At 65.2% G+C, this 15,280-nt stretch carries 13 protein-coding genes; 5 read left to right on the forward strand and 8 right to left on the reverse strand.

What is annotated here, in order from left to right:
- Positions 1-296 precede the first annotated feature (296 nt).
- Positions 297-1,109, forward strand: a complete 813-nt coding sequence (locus MMB74_RS06540) for a methyltransferase domain-containing protein (protein WP_277427800.1) — start codon at positions 297-299, stop codon at positions 1,107-1,109.
- A 97-nt stretch (positions 1,110-1,206) separates the two neighbouring features.
- On the opposite strand, the gene trxC is transcribed toward MMB74_RS06540, so the two are convergent.
- From trxC to MMB74_RS06570, 6 genes are all read right to left on the reverse strand, one after another.
- A complete protein-coding gene (gene trxC, locus MMB74_RS06545) occupies positions 1,207-1,629 on the reverse strand; it encodes a thioredoxin TrxC (RefSeq protein ID WP_277427801.1) in 423 nt (140 codons plus the stop codon).
- A gap of 87 nt (positions 1,630-1,716) precedes the next feature.
- Positions 1,717-2,988 (reverse strand): FAD/NAD(P)-binding oxidoreductase, encoded by a 1,272-nt coding sequence (locus tag MMB74_RS06550; RefSeq protein WP_277427802.1) that lies wholly within the window; start codon positions 2,986-2,988, stop codon positions 1,717-1,719.
- Between the two features lie 83 nt (positions 2,989-3,071).
- Positions 3,072-4,442 (reverse strand): TolC family protein, encoded by a 1,371-nt coding sequence (locus tag MMB74_RS06555; protein ID WP_277427803.1) that lies wholly within the window; start codon positions 4,440-4,442, stop codon positions 3,072-3,074.
- Between the two features lie 39 nt (positions 4,443-4,481).
- Positions 4,482-4,691 (reverse strand): DUF2892 domain-containing protein, encoded by a 210-nt coding sequence (locus MMB74_RS06560; RefSeq protein ID WP_277427804.1) that lies wholly within the window; start codon positions 4,689-4,691, stop codon positions 4,482-4,484.
- Positions 4,692-4,702: 11 nt separating this feature from the next.
- On the reverse strand, positions 4,703-7,951 hold the full coding sequence (locus MMB74_RS06565; RefSeq protein ID WP_277427805.1) for an efflux RND transporter permease subunit: 3,249 nt from the start codon (positions 7,949-7,951) through the stop codon (positions 4,703-4,705).
- Positions 7,952-7,967: 16 nt separating this feature from the next.
- The gene (locus tag MMB74_RS06570) at positions 7,968-9,131 is read right to left on the reverse strand and encodes an efflux RND transporter periplasmic adaptor subunit (protein ID WP_277427806.1); all 1,164 of its coding nucleotides are present in this window, start codon (positions 9,129-9,131) and stop codon (positions 7,968-7,970) included.
- Positions 9,132-9,381: 250 nt separating this feature from the next.
- On the opposite strand from MMB74_RS06570, the gene MMB74_RS06575 reads away from it, so the two are divergent.
- The 3 genes from MMB74_RS06575 (at position 9,382) to MMB74_RS06585 (ending at position 12,853) form a co-directional block, all read left to right on the forward strand.
- On the forward strand, positions 9,382-10,926 hold the full coding sequence (locus MMB74_RS06575) for an FGGY-family carbohydrate kinase (RefSeq protein WP_277427807.1): 1,545 nt from the start codon (positions 9,382-9,384) through the stop codon (positions 10,924-10,926).
- A gap of 152 nt (positions 10,927-11,078) precedes the next feature.
- Positions 11,079-11,894 (forward strand): acetoacetate decarboxylase family protein, encoded by an 816-nt coding sequence (locus MMB74_RS06580; RefSeq protein WP_277427808.1) that lies wholly within the window; start codon positions 11,079-11,081, stop codon positions 11,892-11,894.
- A gap of 83 nt (positions 11,895-11,977) precedes the next feature.
- Entirely contained in the window at positions 11,978-12,853 is an 876-nt protein-coding gene (locus tag MMB74_RS06585; RefSeq protein WP_277427809.1) for an AraC family transcriptional regulator, read from the forward strand.
- A gap of 13 nt (positions 12,854-12,866) precedes the next feature.
- Here MMB74_RS06585 and MMB74_RS06590 read toward each other — a convergent pair whose 3' ends face one another.
- Complete coding sequence (locus tag MMB74_RS06590) at positions 12,867-13,403, reverse strand: peroxiredoxin-like family protein (RefSeq protein WP_277427810.1); 537 nt, start codon at positions 13,401-13,403, stop codon at positions 12,867-12,869.
- Positions 13,404-13,517: 114 nt separating this feature from the next.
- Here MMB74_RS06590 and MMB74_RS06595 point away from each other — a divergent pair, with 114 nt between their 5' ends.
- Complete coding sequence (locus tag MMB74_RS06595) at positions 13,518-14,258, forward strand: AraC family transcriptional regulator (RefSeq protein WP_277427811.1); 741 nt, start codon at positions 13,518-13,520, stop codon at positions 14,256-14,258.
- Positions 14,259-14,451: 193 nt separating this feature from the next.
- Here the strand turns inward: MMB74_RS06595 and MMB74_RS06600 are convergent, their stop codons facing one another.
- Positions 14,452-15,270, reverse strand: a complete 819-nt coding sequence (locus MMB74_RS06600; protein ID WP_277428181.1) for an alpha/beta hydrolase — start codon at positions 15,268-15,270, stop codon at positions 14,452-14,454.
- Positions 15,271-15,280: the final 10 nt, after the last annotated feature.

Here is a 15,280-nt window from a genome sequence, read left to right on the forward strand (position 1 = left end):
GGGATGCAGGAATTGAGCCAGGACGGGTCGGACATATGGCGATCGGCGCGCGAGACTGTGCGCATAGGCTCCCGGCGTATCGTCGCGCTCGCGTGGGCGATCCCGTCGGCCGCGCTCTAACGCGTCAAAGGAACAACACGGATGAAAGAATTTCAGGCGGAGGGCGAAAAGACCCGCTACTGTTCCATTGAAGATCTCGACGCCGATCGGCAGCTAGCGCACGCAAGGAGCGCGAAGCCGGCGTCAATAGCGATGAGCGCGGTGCCATCGAGGCGCGCTTTAAAGGAGGGGAGATCATGACGGATCGCGACACGGTATTCGTGGGCTCCATCCCGAAGTTCTACGACACGCTCATGGTCCCGCTCATCTTCGAGGCCTACGCCGCCGATCTTGCCGAACTCGCCGCGGCATCCGCGCCCCGGTCGGTGCTCGAAACGGCGGCCGGCAGCGGCGTCGTGGCGCGATCGCTTGCACCGAGGCTCGGCGCAGACACGCGCTATGTGGTAACGGACCTGAACCAGCCCATGCTCGACTACGCCGCCAGCAGGCAAGGGCTCGATAGCCGAATCGAATGGCGGCAAGCGGATGCGCTCGCGCTGCCGTTCGACGATGCGTCGTTCGACGTCGTTTGCTGTCAGTTCGGCGCGATGTTTTTCCCCGACCGTGTCGCCGGTTACGGCGAGGCGCGTCGCGTATTACGAGAAGGCGGGCGCTTCGTCTTCAATGTCTGGGATCGCATCGAAGAGAACGCTTTTGCCGACGACATCACCAACGCTCTCGCGACTGTGTTCGAGCATGACCCGCCGAGGTTCCTAGCGCGCACGCCGCACGGCTACCACGAGGTCGCATTGATCCGCGAGGAATTGAGTAGCGCGGGCTACAGCGACATTCGGATCGAGACCCGCGAGAAAACGAGCTTCTCGACATCGGCACGAGAGGTCGCCACGGCTTATTGCCTCGGGACGCCGCTGCGCAACGAGATCGAGGCGCGCGACGCAGACTTGCTGCAACTAGCGATAGAGCGAGCCACGGACGCGATCGTGAAGCGGTACGGCGAAGGTCCGGTGGCCGGCAAGATTCAGGCGCATGTGATCGTGGCGGCCGGGTGACCGAGCCTCGTCGGCTGATCCGGACGGCAGGCCGCGCGTAGGGGCTGACACGCGTTTGCCATGCATTGACGGCAGAGGTCTGCAGCGTATGCATCGTTCAGATTGCCGCCGCGAGCCACGCCGCCATCTCCTGACTGCTCATGACGCCGCTGCGTCGATCGACCTCGTTGCCGGCGCGAAACAAGACCATCGTCGGAATGCTGCGAATTTGAAATTGCGTGGCGATGTGCGGGTGCGAATCGGTGTTGAGCTTGGCAAACAGGACGCGGCCTTTGAGCTTGTCGGCCGCCGCCGATAGCTGCGGCGCCATCGCGCGACAAGGCCCGCACCAGGGCGCCCAAAAATCGACCAGCACCGGAAGATCGTTCCTGACGATGAATTGGACGAAGCCGCTCGCGTCCAGTTGCACGGGTTCCGGGTTGAGCAGCGGCTCGCCGCAAGCACCGCATACGGCACTCGCATCGAGCCGCGCCGGCTCGATGCGGTTGACTCTCCAGCAATGGCTGCAGACGATATGCATGATTCCTCCCTGAGTGCCTCGATGCGCGCGGGCGTGGCATGCCGGGGCCGCTGGCCGCACCCCGGCCGCCTCGATGCGCGCGACGCATCAAGACTTGAGCTTCTTTGCCCCCAGCAGATCGAGCAGCAGGCGTTCATACGCAGGCTCGGTCGAACCTGTGCGCATACGGTGCAAGAAGTATTTCTCGAAGCCGATCTTGGCCAGATGCACCCATTTTCCTTCGCTGGACCAGTTCAAATTGCGCGGCGGAATCTGCGGCAGCGCGACGAACGCCACGCCGCGGTCGCCGAAGTCGGCAAGGCATATCGCGTTCCAGGTCGCGCGCGTCTCGGGCTCCTTCTTATCGAGCGCGGCACGGATGTTTTCCGCCGTGGCGCTGACCATCGATTCGATCATGAACCCGGTCTTGGGCACGCCTGTCGGTATCGGGGTCGCTTCTTGGGGGGCGATCGCCACGCATACGCCGATCGCGAAGACGTTATGGTACGTGGGGTTGCGCTGATATTCGTCGATGATGACAAAGCCCCGCGGGTTCGTGAGTTTGTCGATGCCGGCCACCGCATCGACGCCCTTGAATGCGGGCAACATCATGGAAAAGCGAAACGGCAACTCGTGCTTGCGGCGTTCCTGGCCCAGATCGTCGTGCTCGGTGACGAATACATGGCCCGCGTCCACTCGCGTGGTCTTCGCGTTGCAGATCCATTTGATATCGTGCTCGCGCATCGTCGACTCGAGCATGCCTTTGGAATCGCCCACGCCTCCGAGACCCAGATGCCCGATGTACGGCTCCGGCGTCACGAATGTCATCGGCACGCGATCGCGGATCTTGCGACGGCGCAGGTCGGCGTCCATGATCATCGCGTACTCGTAGGCCGGCCCGAAGCACGATGCGCCCTGGACGGCGCCGACCACGATCGGGCCGGGATCGGCGACGAAGGCGTCCCACTTGCTGGCCGCTTGCTCGGCGTGATCGATTTGGCAGATCGAGACCGTGTTGCCCTGCGGGCCCAGCCCCTCCACTTCATCGAAGGCCAGCTTAGGCCCCGTTGCGACGATCAAGTAGTCGTAGGCGAGCGTTCTACCGTCCGCGAGCTCGATCTCGTTGCGCTCGGGATGTACTCGCTTCGCGCCGGTCGCGTCGAAGCCGATGTGCTTCTTGTCCAGCACGGGCTGCAGTTCCACGCTGACATCGTCGCGCTTGCGCCAGCGAACGGCGACCCATGGGTTGGACGGCACGAAATGAAAGTGGGTGTCGTCGGAGACGAGCGTGACATGGTCCTCGGTGCGCGCCGCCTTGCGCATCGCAAAGGCCATGGACAGGCCGCCGAGTCCGGCGCCCAGAATGACGATTTCAGCCATGCTGCCTCCTTCTCGAGTGCGCCACATGGCGCATGAATATCTTGACCGGCGCCTGTGCAACGCCGGCGTGCGATTACGGTGCGCTAATGCAGCATCGCGTTGATGGTTTCGAGTTGCGCCTCGTCGAGTTCGCCCGCTGCTGCCGCGAGTCGTAGACGATCGAGCAGGACTTGATAGCGCGCGGCTGCAAGATCGCGCCGCGTGCCGGCGAGCGCCTGCTCGGCGTTGAGCACGTCGATCGAGGGACGCTCGCCCGCTTGAAACCCGGTGCGGTTGGCGTCGAGTTGAAGCTCGGCCGAGCGCAATGCTTGACTAAGCGCTATGACCTGGGCCTGGGCGCTTCGCATGCCGAGGAAAGCCTGACGCACCTCGCGCGCGGTGGAGACGCGCGCCGCGTCTTCGTCAAGGCCCGCGCGGGTCAGTAATGCGGCGCTTTCTTGCGCTTTCGCGCTGCGCAGGCCGCCCGTATAGAGCGGAATGGTGACCATGATCCCCACTACGGCGCTGTTGCTGCGCATGGAGCTGTTTCCGCCATAGCCCGCGCCGTTGACGCGGTCGCCGATATAGGAGGCGAAGGCATCCACCGTCGTGCCTGCGCCCGGCCGATAACGCGAGGTTTCGGCGCGCGCGCTATCGATGCCGAGCTTGCGCAGTTCGATGAGCGGGTTGCCGGTCATGGCGCGGGATTGCCAGTCGCCGAGCTCGCCGCTACTCATCGATTCGACCGCGGCCGAGCCAGCGAGAGGACGCACGGCGCCTTGGGGGGCGCCCGTCAAGTCGCTCAACTCACCGCGTTTGAGCTCGAGCGTCGTTTGCGCCGCCAGCATTTGCGCCTGGGCAAGATCGGCGCGCGCTTGGGCGTCCTTGATGTCGGTGACCGGTGCATCGCCCGTGTCGAATCGGCCTTGGGCGATGTTGCGCGCTTCGAGCGCCGTATCGCGAATCGATTGCAGCGCCGCCACGTTGTCTTGGGCGGAGAGCACGCCGAAATACGCTTGCGCGACTTGCAACAGTAGCGTCTGGCGCGCAACCCGCAACGAGGCATCGCCGGCGTCGGCGGCGTCGTTCAGTTGCCGCGCGTCTGCATTTTTGGTTGCGCTGTAGAGATTCTCTTTGATTGTGATCGCCCAGCCCGCGCCGGTCGCACCGGCTGCGCGCGTATCGAACGCGATGCCGTTGCTCGACCCGAAGCCGCCGCCCGCGAAATGCGCGCCCGTCGTTTCCTGATCGATTGCACCGTAGCGCACATTCCCCGTTGCGAAGACCTGAGGCAGGTAGCCGGCGCGGCCTTGCTTGCGCTTGGTCGCATCGGCCTGGTTCTGCGCGAGGGCGGCAGCGTACACCGGATCGTGCGCGAGCGCCGCCTGCGCCGCGCCGAGCAGGTCCGTTTGCGCATGGGCGTTCGCGCTCGCTGCAAAGAGCGCGAACGCCCAGGCCCTAGCGACGTGCCTCATCGTTTTCACCGTTCGGTTCTCGCAGTCGTCGTCCGCGCCTCATGCGCCCGCGCGCAGACCGAGCTTGCGCATGAAAATCTCCATCGGACACCACCGTGTCAGGCCGCTTTGCAGCAAATTGGCGCCGACGAACACCGTGCCCCACAGCCACCACGCGCTCACGTAAAGCGGACTGGCCGGAGCGCCGAGCGCGAGGGTGACGAGCACGAACAGGCCTGCGAAGACGCGGGTGATTTGCCAGGAAGTCATGATTGCACTCCTTACGGATTGACAGTGGAGGGCGGCGTGCTGCCCAAGCGCCGCCGGTACGCCGTGTAATAGAGCAGCGGGATCACTACGAGCGTGAGCAGCGTCGAGACGAGGATGCCGAAGATCAACGAAACGGCTAGACCATTGAAGATCGGATCGTCGAGGATGAAGAGCGCCCCGATCATTGCGGCGAGCGCGGTGAGCAGGATCGGTTGCGCGCGCGTGGCCGCCGAATGGACGACGGCATCGCGGAAGGGGACCCCTTCGGCAACCTGCAGATTGATGAAATCGACCAGCAGAATCGAGTTGCGCACGATGATGCCCGCCAACGCGATCATGCCGATCATCGAGGTCGCGGTGAATTGCGCGCCCAGCAACGCGTGTCCCGGCATCACGCCGATGACGGTGAGCGGGATCGGCGCCATGATGATGAGCGGCGTCAGGTACGAGCCGAATTCGGCCACGACGAGCAAGTAGATCAGCATCAGCCCCACGGCGTAGGCGATGCCCATGTCGCGGAAGGTTTCGTAGGTGACCTGCCACTCGCCGTCCCACTTGAACGAGAACGCGCGATAGGGATCGTCGGGTTGACGGATGAACCATTCGCCAAGTTTGCCGCCGCCCGGCACGCCAAGCTTGGCGAGCTTGCTTCGCATCTCGAACATGCCGTAAAGCGGGCTATCCACCTTGCCGGCCATGTCTCCCACGACGTAGGTGACGGGCAGCAGATCCTTGTGGTAGATCGGTTGCTCGATTCGAGTGTCCCGCTCGCGGATCAGCGACGACAGCGGGACCAGTTGGCCTTGGCCGCCGCGCACGGCGAGGGCGAGTAGCGCGGAGGCGTCGCCGCCCAGCGTCGCGGGCAACGCGAGGCGCACGGCGGCAGGGTACTTGTTGCCGTCGCGAAGATAGGTGACCTCCTCGCCCGTGAGTCCCGCCCGCAGGGTGTGTGCGACGTCCTGCTGAGAGACGCCGAGTAGACCAGCCTTGCGCCGGTCGAGCTCGAAGTCGCGTTGGGGTGCGGCGGCGACCGTGCTGTCGTCGACGTCGACCACGCCGGGCGTCGCGGCGAATACATCGCGAATCTCGTGCGCCACGGCGTTGCGCTGCGCTTGTCCGGCGCCGTACACCTCGGCGACGATCGGTGCGAGCACGGGGGGGCCGGGCGGCACTTCCACGACTTTGAGGCGCGCGCCGTTGCGCTCGGCGATCTTTTCGAGTTCGGGCCGCACCGATGCGGCGATCGCATGGCTTTGCCGGCGGCGCTTGGATTGGTCGACGAGATTGACCTGAATGTCGCCGACGTTCGCACCGCTGCGCAAATAGTATTGGCGCACGAGCCCGTTAAAGTTGATCGGCGCCGACAAGCCCGCATAGGCCTGGTACGTCGCCGTCTCCGGCACCGTCGCGAGGTAAGCGCCCATGTCGTGCAGGACGCCCGCAGTGCGCTCGAGCGGCGTGCCGGCGGGCATGTCCACGACCACCTGGAACTCGGATTTATTGTCGAACGGCAGCATCTTGAGCACGACCCATTGGACCGCCGGCAATGCAAGCGAGAGGGCGATGGCGCCTGCCACCGCGAGCCACAGCAGCGAACGGTTGCGCTCGCCGTGCGCATCGTCGAGAAACGGTGCGAACAGCCGGTTGAAGAAGGGCAGCATCTTCGTTCGCAGTTTCTCTCTGGCGCTCGGTTCACCATTGGCGGGCTTGCCATGCTGCGCACGCGCAAGCCAGGTCCGCGAGAGCCAAGGCGTGACGATGAAGGCGACGGACAGCGAGATCGCCATGCCCATGCTCGCGTTGATCGGGATCGGGCTCATGTACGGCCCCATCAGCCCCGTGACGAAGGCCATCGGCAGCAGCGCCGCGATCACGGTTAGCGTGGCCAAAATAGTGGGTCCGCCCACCTCGTCGACGGCATGCGGGATGATGGCGGCCAGCGGCGTGCCGGGTTGAAGCTGATGATGGCGATGGATGTTTTCGACGACGACGATCGCATCGTCCACGAGAATGCCGATCGACAAGATGAGCGCGAACAAGGACACGCGATTGAGCGTGAAACCCCATGCCCAGGAGGCGAACAGCGTCGCAGTCAGCGTAAGGATGACCGCCACGCCGACGACGAGCGCCTCGCGCCATCCGAGCGCGAACAATACGAGCACCACCACCGACGTGGTGGCGAAGGCGAGCTTTTCGATCAGCTTCATCGCTTTCGCATTCGCGGTGACGCCGTAGTCGCGCGCGACCTCGACCTTGACGTCGGCGGGAATCACGGTGTTGCGCAAGGTGCCCACGCGTTGCAAGACGTGTTTGGCGACCGTCACCGCGTTTTCGCCCGGCTTTTTGGTGACGGCGACGGAGATGGCGGGATACTCCGCTCGATGTGCGCCCGCGATGCCTTCCCACACATAGTGCGTAGCCGCCGGCGGTCCTTCCTCGATGGCCGCGACGTCCGAGACGAACACGGGGTGGCCGTTGCGGACAGCGACGATGACTTCGCCTACATCCCGCGCGTTGACCAACACAGGGCCGCTTTCGACGTGGATGCTGCGGTTTTCCCTGACGAGATCCCCGACCGTCGCGCCGGCATTGGCGGCAGAGAGCACGCGCTGCAAATCGTCGACGGTGACGCCCGCGGCGCGCATGCGCTCGGGATCGAGCAGGACGTTGACCGCGCGTTGCGGGCCGCCGATGGTCGTCACGTCGCGCGTGCCGGGCACGCGCTTGAGTTCGGCTTCGATGGAATGGCCGACGCGCTCCAGGTCGTACGCGTTGCCGTCGGGGCGCGTGCTGTAGAGCGTCAGGACGACGATCGGCACATCGTCGATGCCTTTGGGCTTGATGAGCGGGGGCAGGACGCCAAGATTTTTCGGTAGCCAGTCGGCGTTGGAAAACACGGTGTCGTACAGGCGCACGAGCGCCTCGGTGCGCGGCACGCCCACCTTGAACTGCACGGTCAACACGGCCAGCCCAGGGCGCGAGACGGACATCACGTGCTCGATGCCGCTGATTTGCGACAGCACCTGCTCGGCGGGGCCGGCCACCATCCGTTCGACGTCTTGCGCGCTTGCGCCGGGAAACGGAACGAGCACGTTGGCCATTGTCACGTTGATCTGCGGCTCCTCTTCGCGCGGCGTCATGACCATCGCGAACAGGCCGAGCAGCAGAGCGACGAGCGCAATGAGCGGCGTGATCCGGTTCTGCAGAAAAAAGGAGGCGATGCGGCCCGATACGCCGAGTCTCGATTCGTCTCTCGTCATGGCGTAGCCTCGCGCGTCATTGTCTTGCCGCCGCCAGCGGGTCCAGCGCGATGCGCTCGCCCGCCGACAGCCCCGCAAGCACTTCGACCCGGTCGGCACGCGTTTCCCCGAGCCGCACTTGGCGCAGCGTGGCGCTGCCGTCGCCGGCGACGACATAGACGCCCGTGACCTCGGTGCGGCGCACGATGGCGGCCAGCGGGACCATCAAGCGCGGTCGAGGGGCGCCGGCCACGAAGTGGGCCCGTGCAAACATGCCCGGGCGGGCCGCCGCCCCGGCCGCAGCGGGCAACCCCAGCCGCACTTTCACCGAGTCGCTCAGCGGATCCGTGACGGGCAGCACCGTGACCGAAGTCGCGGTTTGCCATTGCAGCGCCGCGGGTGCGTCGGGCAACTCGATGCGTACGGGAAGAGTATTGGCGGTCAGCGCTGCGGCGCGCGCTTGCGGCACCGTGGCGACCGCGCGCAGCGCGCCCGGATCGAAGAGCGTCACGAGGGGCATGCCCGGCATCGCCATCGAGCCCAGTTCCACGTCGACGCCGGCAATCGCGCCGGCGTACGGGGCGGCGATGCTGTGCAGGGAAGGCCCGACAGCGGCCGCGCTGGCATCCGCCTGTCTGGCCAGTGTCATGGACGAAGCCGATTGATAGCGCGCTTTTGCGCGATCGAGCGCGGCTTGGCTCACGTATTGCTTATCGAACAAGAACTGAGTGCGCTCCAACTCGCGCTGGGCGACGTCGCGTTCGGCCTGGGCGGCGGCTGCCTGGGCGCGCACTGCCGCCAATTGCTGGTCGACGGCGCGTTGATCGACCGATAGCAGCATTTGCCCCGCGCTCACGCGGTCGCCGGCTTTGACATAAAGACCGGTGATGCGCCCTGCGACCTGCGCGGCGATCGTGGTTTGCCGCGTCGACTCGACGACGGCGTCCGCGACGATCTCATCAGCCACGGGCGCGAGTTCGACCGTGATCGTGGCGAGCTTTTCGGCATGGGCGCACGTCGTGCCCACGGTCATGCCGGCGACCACTGCGGCCACGGCTACCACTGCGAAGGCGCGCCAGCCGCGGCGCAGCGGCGCGGCTGCACGCGCGTCCGGTGCGCTGCACCGCGTCAAAGCCGTGCGCAACGTCTGTCTGGCGAGACGAGGTGCGCCGCACACATGCTGTTGGTGTCGAGAGGTCATGGTTGAGCAACGATGGGCGACGAAAGAATCGGCATGCGGCCCCGGGTGCATAAACGCAACCCGTTTGCCGCAAATCCCATCTTCGGCTCGCCCATGTCGTTGCCTTTGATCGAGGTCAACGATAGCGCGCGCCAATGTTCGTCTTCGCACGACGAATGACCCCTCGGCAGCGAGCGGGCCGCTCGGTCGAGCTCTGGCATACACTTGCGCTTGCGCAAAATGTTCGTTTTGACTCGACCAAGGAGGCTCCATGGAGTACGTGGTGGGTGTCGATATCGGCACGCAGAGCACGAAGGCGCTGCTCGTCGACCGTGATGGCGCGATCCTCGCGCGGCATTCGGCCGGTTATCAGCCCGATATGCCCAAGCAGCTGTGGGCCGAGCAATGGCCCTCCGTCTGGTTCGACGCCGTGGTCGAATGCATCGCTGGGTGCGTGCAAGCGGCGCGCGAGCAGGGCGTGGATCCATCGAAAATCCGCGCCGTCTGCGTGAGCAGTCTCTATGGCGGGTCGGGCATTCCCGTCGATGCCGAGATGCAGCCGCTGCATCCCTGCTTGATTTGGATGGACCGCCGTGCGACCGAGCAGGTGGAGCGCGTGCGCGAGGGCGTCGATCTGGACCGGCTGTACACCGTCACGGGCAATGGCGTCGACAGCTACTACGGTTTCACGAAGATGCTGTGGTTGCGCGAGAATCGGCCCGAGCTCTGGGCGAAAACGCGCTATTTCCTGCCGCCGAACGCCTATATGATTTATCTGCTGACGGGCGAGATCGCGGTCGATCACAGTTCGGCCGGCAACATCGGCGGCATCTACGACGTCGCGCGGCGCGAGTGGTCGCACGAAATGCTCGACACGCTTGGGATCCCGGCGAAGATGATGCCCGAGCGGCTCGTCGAATCGACCGATGTCGTCGGCGGCTTGCTGCCGCAATGGGGGCAGCGGCTCGGCCTCGCGGCGGGAACCCCGATCGTCGCGGGCGGCGTCGATGCCGCGGTCGCGACGTTCGCGGCGGGGGCGACGCGCGTCGGTCAACACGTCGCCATGATCGGCACGAGCATGTGCTGGGGCTACATCAATCAAGCGGTCGATGCGCGCCACGGGCTCGTGAGCATGCCGCACGTATTCAATGGCCGCCGCGACCTGTACGTGTTCGGCGGGGCCATGGCGGCGGGGGCATCCGTCGCCTGGTATCGCGATCAGTTCTGCCACGAAGAAATCGAAGCCGCGCGTGCGCTCCCGCATGGCGATCCGCACGTGTTGCTCGAAAGCGCGGCCGCGCGCGTGGCGGCCGGTTCGGACGGCGCGCTCTTCTTGCCGTATCTGATGGGCGAGCGCAGTCCCGTGTGGGATGCGAAGGCGAGCGGCGCATTCATCGGGCTCAGTCTCGGGCACACGCGCGCGCATTTGTACCGGGCCGTGCTCGAGGGTGTCGCGTTCGCGCTCGAGCACAACATCGAGGCGGGCCGTCAAGGCGCGCAAGCGCTCGAGGACAAGCTGATCGTCGTCGGCGGGGCGGCGTATTCCGGCTTGTGGATGCAGATCATCGCCGATGTCACGGGCTATCCGGTGTTCACGATCGAACAGGAGGTGGAAGCCGCCATGGGCGCGGCGCTCTTGGCAGCGTTCGGAGTCGGGCTCGTTTCCGAGGAAACCGCGCGCGGCGGGTGGTCCAGGCTCGTCGAGCGCGCCCGTCCCGATGCCGCGCGCCGCGCACTCTACGCAGAGCGTTTCGAGGTCTATAAAGGCCTTTATCCCGCGCTCAAGCCTTTCATGCACAAGCTGCGTTCCTCGTGAAGCCCACGGCTGCGGCGGGCGAGGCGTCGCCGCCGCATCCAGCGCATTGGGACAAGCGGCGATTTGCCGCGCGCAACCGTCACTGGCGTTCAAGACGCTGCGGCCGTGCGCCGAGATACTGGCCTCCTCACGCTTAGGCTCAAGGAGGCCATATGCTGCAAGGTTATTCGATCCCGCGCACGCCTGCGGGACGTTCGTCGCTTGCGCCACGACCGCCCTGGCACTACACGGGCGAGGTGCTTGCCGTCGAGTTTTCCGCGGATGCCGCCGCGGCCGCCGCCTATCTGCCCCCAGGCCTGAGCCCGGCGACGGGCGAGCGCGCGGGCCGTTGCGCGCTTTATTTCTGCGACTGGCAATTCGCCACCGATAGCGGCCAGGAATATCTCGATCCGTTCGCCAGTCAATATCGCGAAACGATTCTGCTGATCGCGTGCGAGCGCGACGGCGAACGCGCTTCGTTTTGCCCGTATATCTGGGTCGATCAAGACCTCGCGCTGATGCGCGGCTTGATCCAAGGGTGGCCCAAGCAATTCGGGCGCACGGGCATGACGCGCTGCTACGGCTCGCAAACGCCGGCAGCGCCTCGCGCAGCGGGCGGCGGCCGTTTCGGCGCGGCGCTGACGTTTCGCGAGCGCCGTGTCGCCGAAGCGCAAATCACGCTGCAAGGGCAAAGCCATCGATTGCCCGATCCGGGTTTCGCCTCGACCTTCAACGTGCGTCACTTTCCACGCTTGAACGCGGGCCATCACGACGACGCGGCCGTGCACGAGCTCGTGCAACTGCGCGCACGCGACGTATCGATCGAGAATCCGATGATCGGCCAGGCGTCGTTGACCTTGTTCGACCATCCCGGCTTGGAACTCGCCGCTTTTGCGCCGGTATCTGTCGGCGAGGGATTTCGCATGACGGTCTCGTTGACGATCGACGACCTGCAAGTGGTCGAAGACTATACGACGGCGGCGCGATGAGCGAGAATCGGCGACGCGCGGCGGCGCAGCCGCTCGGCGATCGGCCAGGCCGATAGCCACAGAATCCGTTGGCCGGAGGCTTCATGGCGATGACGAGTTTCACGTGGTACTGCGGGACGACGCTGCCGGGCGAAGTCATGACCGCCGCTTTGGAGGCGTATCAGTTCGAGCCGCATTTCCACGATGCCTGGTCGATCGGCGCGATCGTGGCGGGCAGTTGCACGTTTTCATATGAAGGCGGCGTGCACGTCGCGCGGCAGGGCGAGCTCGTCGTCATCCCGCCGCTCGCCGTGCATACGGGCGGGAGCTCGGAAGGCCCGCTCTCGTACGCCATGGCGTACCTGCAACCGAGTTGGTTCGATGCCCATGCCGCGCTGACGCACGGCGGCGAGCCGGTGCGATTTTCCGATGTAGTGATCGCCGACGAGCCGCTGTGCCGCCGCGTAGCTGCGTCGCTCACGGGAGCCGGTCTCGACGATGGGACGCGCAAGCGCGCGATTTCAGCCGCGTTGTTCGAATTGCTCGCCAAGCACGCAATACCTGCAAACGCCGCCGCGCCCGAACAAGGCGAAACCGATGCTTGCGCCGAGTTGCAAGCATCGTTCGACCGCCACGACCTATCCAAAGCCGACGTAAGCGCCCTCGCGCAACACTGGGGCATGCACCGCACGACGCTGAGCAAACGATTCGCGCGGCGCTACGGTTTGCCGCCCGACGCGTGGCTGCGCAATTGGCGGGCGCTCAAAGCGAAATCGCTGATCGTCGAGGGCATGCCGCTCGCCGATGCCGCCGCGGCCACGGGTTTCGCCGATCAAGCGCATCTCACACGCGTATTCAAGCGCATTCACGGCGCGCCGCCGGGGGCATTGAAACGATCGCCGGCCGAGGGCGCGGCGCCACGCGAGCGCAGCGCCGCTTCAGGCGTCGGCATACCCGATCGACGCAAGGCAAAAAGTTAGACGGGCAGGGGACTTAGACGTCGCCCACAAATTCGCCACGGGCCGGATAGTCGTTCTTGATGACGAAGTCGAGCGCCTGTGTCATCTCGGCGAACGACGGCCGCACGAACGGCATCGACTGAAGCGACACGTAGTAGATCGAGCGATCGGGGCGAATCAAAAACACACCGGGTTCGGAGAACAGCGCCGGCTCTTCGATGCCGATGGACGTCTTGCCGCGCGATGCCGAAATGTAGAGCCCCCAGCGCCGCGCGACGGCGAGCGGCACGCCATAGCCGATCCGTAACTGCGACGCGCCCACTTTTGCGGCCATCGCTTGCGCGCGCGCTTGGTCATCGGTGCTGACCGCGATCGTGCTGACGCCGCGCTCGGCGAAGGCCGGCGTGAGGCGTTCCAATTCCTTTAAATAGTTCGCGCAGATCGGGCAGTGCAGGCCTCGGTAAAAGCAAACGAGGGTCATGCGCTCGGGCGTTTCGCCGCTTAGGTCGAAGCGCCCATGAGCAAGCGTATCGACGGACAGATCGGGCGCGATTTGGCGGGGGACGAGCATGGGGCGACTCCTTTTGAAGACGTGCCGGAAGTAAGCGATGGCCTCAGTGTTGCAGATTTACAGTCATGATGAGTCCGAATATCATGATCGAAAATCTTGCGCCGAGGATTGCCCATGGATCGACTGTCTGCCTTTTTCGACGCTTTTCCGCTCGAAGTCCACGTTCCCGTGTGTGCGGGGGCGAGCGAGCATGAGGGCCCGAAGCTATATTTGCTCGGCGACGCGAGCGGACGCCTCACGCAAGTCGTGCTCTATGTGCGCGGCGCGGCTGCTCCGGCCGAGGCGCTGATGGCGGTCGACGTGTCGTTCGGCGGCAGCGATAACCCGTTGCTCGGTACGCTGCCCGATGCGTTGCATCTGCCGGTCGACGACGATCGAACGGGCGTCGGCAACCTCGCCCGCGCTTTCATCGACGAATTGGCGAGCGCGCGGTGCGGCCATCGGCACGCGTTGCACCGGTTGGGCGAAGTCATCGTGCTGATGGTGCTGCGGGCGGCGATCGAGCGCGGCAGCACGAGGCCGTGCCTGCTCGCGGGGCTCGCGCATCCGCTCTTGCACCGCGTGTTGGTGGCGGTGCACGAATCGCCTGCTCATCCATGGACTGTCGAAGAGCTGGCGCACATCGCCGGGCTTTCGCGTAGTCATTTCATGGCGTTGTTTCCCAAAGTGGTCGGCGCAACGCCCATGTCGTATCTCACCAAGTGGCGCGTCCGCTTGGGCCAGCGCGAGTTGCGCCGCGCCAATACCAAAGTGAAAGCGGTGGCAAGGCGCGTGGGCTTCGCGAGTGCCGAGGCGTTTTCGCGTGCGTATCAACGCGAATTCGGGCGCCCGCCCATGGACGATATGCGGGTGTGAATGTCGCCCATGGCGCCGCCCCGGCGTGCTTCCCGGTGTTGCGGGCCGCGCCAGCTTGCTTTGCATCTTCTTGTGTTCGTTGAAGCTGATAGCAATTGGGCGTAGTGAAGGGGTAGGGCGACGCGCGATTGCGTCCGCCCGGGCATGGGTGCGGCGGCGCTCATGCGATGACCTGTGTCCGATGACCTGCGACCTAAGCGCGGGCCGTCTCGACGAACTGCACGATTGCGTCGTTCAACGTTACGCTCGCCTCGCGATGCGGCGAATGCCCGCCTCGCGGCAACTTGCAGAGCCGTGCCCCCCGCACCGCCCGTGCGATCGTGTCGACCTGCGCCATCGTGCCGTAATGGTCGTCCTCGGCTTGCACGGCGAGGACGGGACAGACGATCCGCGCCACTCGATCCACGATGTTCCAGGCTTTGAATTCGGGATCGAGCCAAATATCGTTCCATCCATAAAACGCCGAGTCGACGTCGGCGTGATAGCGGCTCAGTTTTTCGCGAAGATCGGTATGCTCGTACGCTTGCTTTGCTTGCGCAATGCTGCGCACGCTGATGTCTTCGACGAAAACGTGCGGCGCGATCACCACAGCGCCTTGCAGCATCGTTGGAAATGCACTCGCGTAAAGCAGCGCGATCGATCCGCCGTCGCTGTGCCCAATGAGCCACATGCGCCGTCGCTCGTCCTCGTCGATGTGCAGCGCATCGAGCAGCAGGGGCAAGACTTCGCACGCTTGATGCGACATGAAATCGACGGGCCACTTGACGTGATGCGCGCGCGGCGTCGAGCGCCCATACCCGGGGCGCGAATAGACCAAGCCGCGCATGCCGAGCCGCTCGCACAGCTGGCGCGGCCAATCTCGCCACATGGCGATCGAACCGAGCCCCTCATGCAGGAACACGGCAAGCGGCGCATCGCGCCCGCCGGCTTCGATCCACTGGTATTCGATCGTCAGCGCTTCGCGTCCCTCGCGTGCGGGAAGCGTTGCAAAGCGAATGTCGTCGTCATGCATGGGCATAGCG

This window comes from Trinickia sp. Y13, assembly GCF_029522115.1.
Taxonomy (GTDB): domain Bacteria; phylum Pseudomonadota; class Gammaproteobacteria; order Burkholderiales; family Burkholderiaceae; genus Trinickia.

What these genes read in the sequence shown, in the direction of transcription:
- MMB74_RS06540 (WP_277427800.1), top strand. Translation starts at nt 297, where the DNA reads ATGACGGATCGCGACACGGTATTCGTGGGCTCCATCCCGAAGTTCTAC.
- trxC (WP_277427801.1), bottom strand. Translation starts at nt 1,629, where the DNA reads ATGCATATCGTCTGCAGCCATTGCTGGAGAGTCAACCGCATCGAGCCG.
- MMB74_RS06550 (WP_277427802.1), bottom strand. Translation starts at nt 2,988, where the DNA reads ATGGCTGAAATCGTCATTCTGGGCGCCGGACTCGGCGGCCTGTCCATG.
- MMB74_RS06555 (WP_277427803.1), bottom strand. Translation starts at nt 4,442, where the DNA reads ATGAGGCACGTCGCTAGGGCCTGGGCGTTCGCGCTCTTTGCAGCGAGC.
- MMB74_RS06560 (WP_277427804.1), bottom strand. Translation starts at nt 4,691, where the DNA reads ATGACTTCCTGGCAAATCACCCGCGTCTTCGCAGGCCTGTTCGTGCTC.
- MMB74_RS06565 (WP_277427805.1), bottom strand. Translation starts at nt 7,951, where the DNA reads ATGACGAGAGACGAATCGAGACTCGGCGTATCGGGCCGCATCGCCTCC.
- MMB74_RS06570 (WP_277427806.1), bottom strand. Translation starts at nt 9,131, where the DNA reads ATGACCTCTCGACACCAACAGCATGTGTGCGGCGCACCTCGTCTCGCC.
- MMB74_RS06575 (WP_277427807.1), top strand. Translation starts at nt 9,382, where the DNA reads ATGGAGTACGTGGTGGGTGTCGATATCGGCACGCAGAGCACGAAGGCG.
- MMB74_RS06580 (WP_277427808.1), top strand. Translation starts at nt 11,079, where the DNA reads ATGCTGCAAGGTTATTCGATCCCGCGCACGCCTGCGGGACGTTCGTCG.
- MMB74_RS06585 (WP_277427809.1), top strand. Translation starts at nt 11,978, where the DNA reads ATGGCGATGACGAGTTTCACGTGGTACTGCGGGACGACGCTGCCGGGC.
- MMB74_RS06590 (WP_277427810.1), bottom strand. Translation starts at nt 13,403, where the DNA reads ATGCTCGTCCCCCGCCAAATCGCGCCCGATCTGTCCGTCGATACGCTT.
- MMB74_RS06595 (WP_277427811.1), top strand. Translation starts at nt 13,518, where the DNA reads ATGGATCGACTGTCTGCCTTTTTCGACGCTTTTCCGCTCGAAGTCCAC.
- MMB74_RS06600 (WP_277428181.1), bottom strand. Translation starts at nt 15,270, where the DNA reads ATGCATGACGACGACATTCGCTTTGCAACGCTTCCCGCACGCGAGGGA.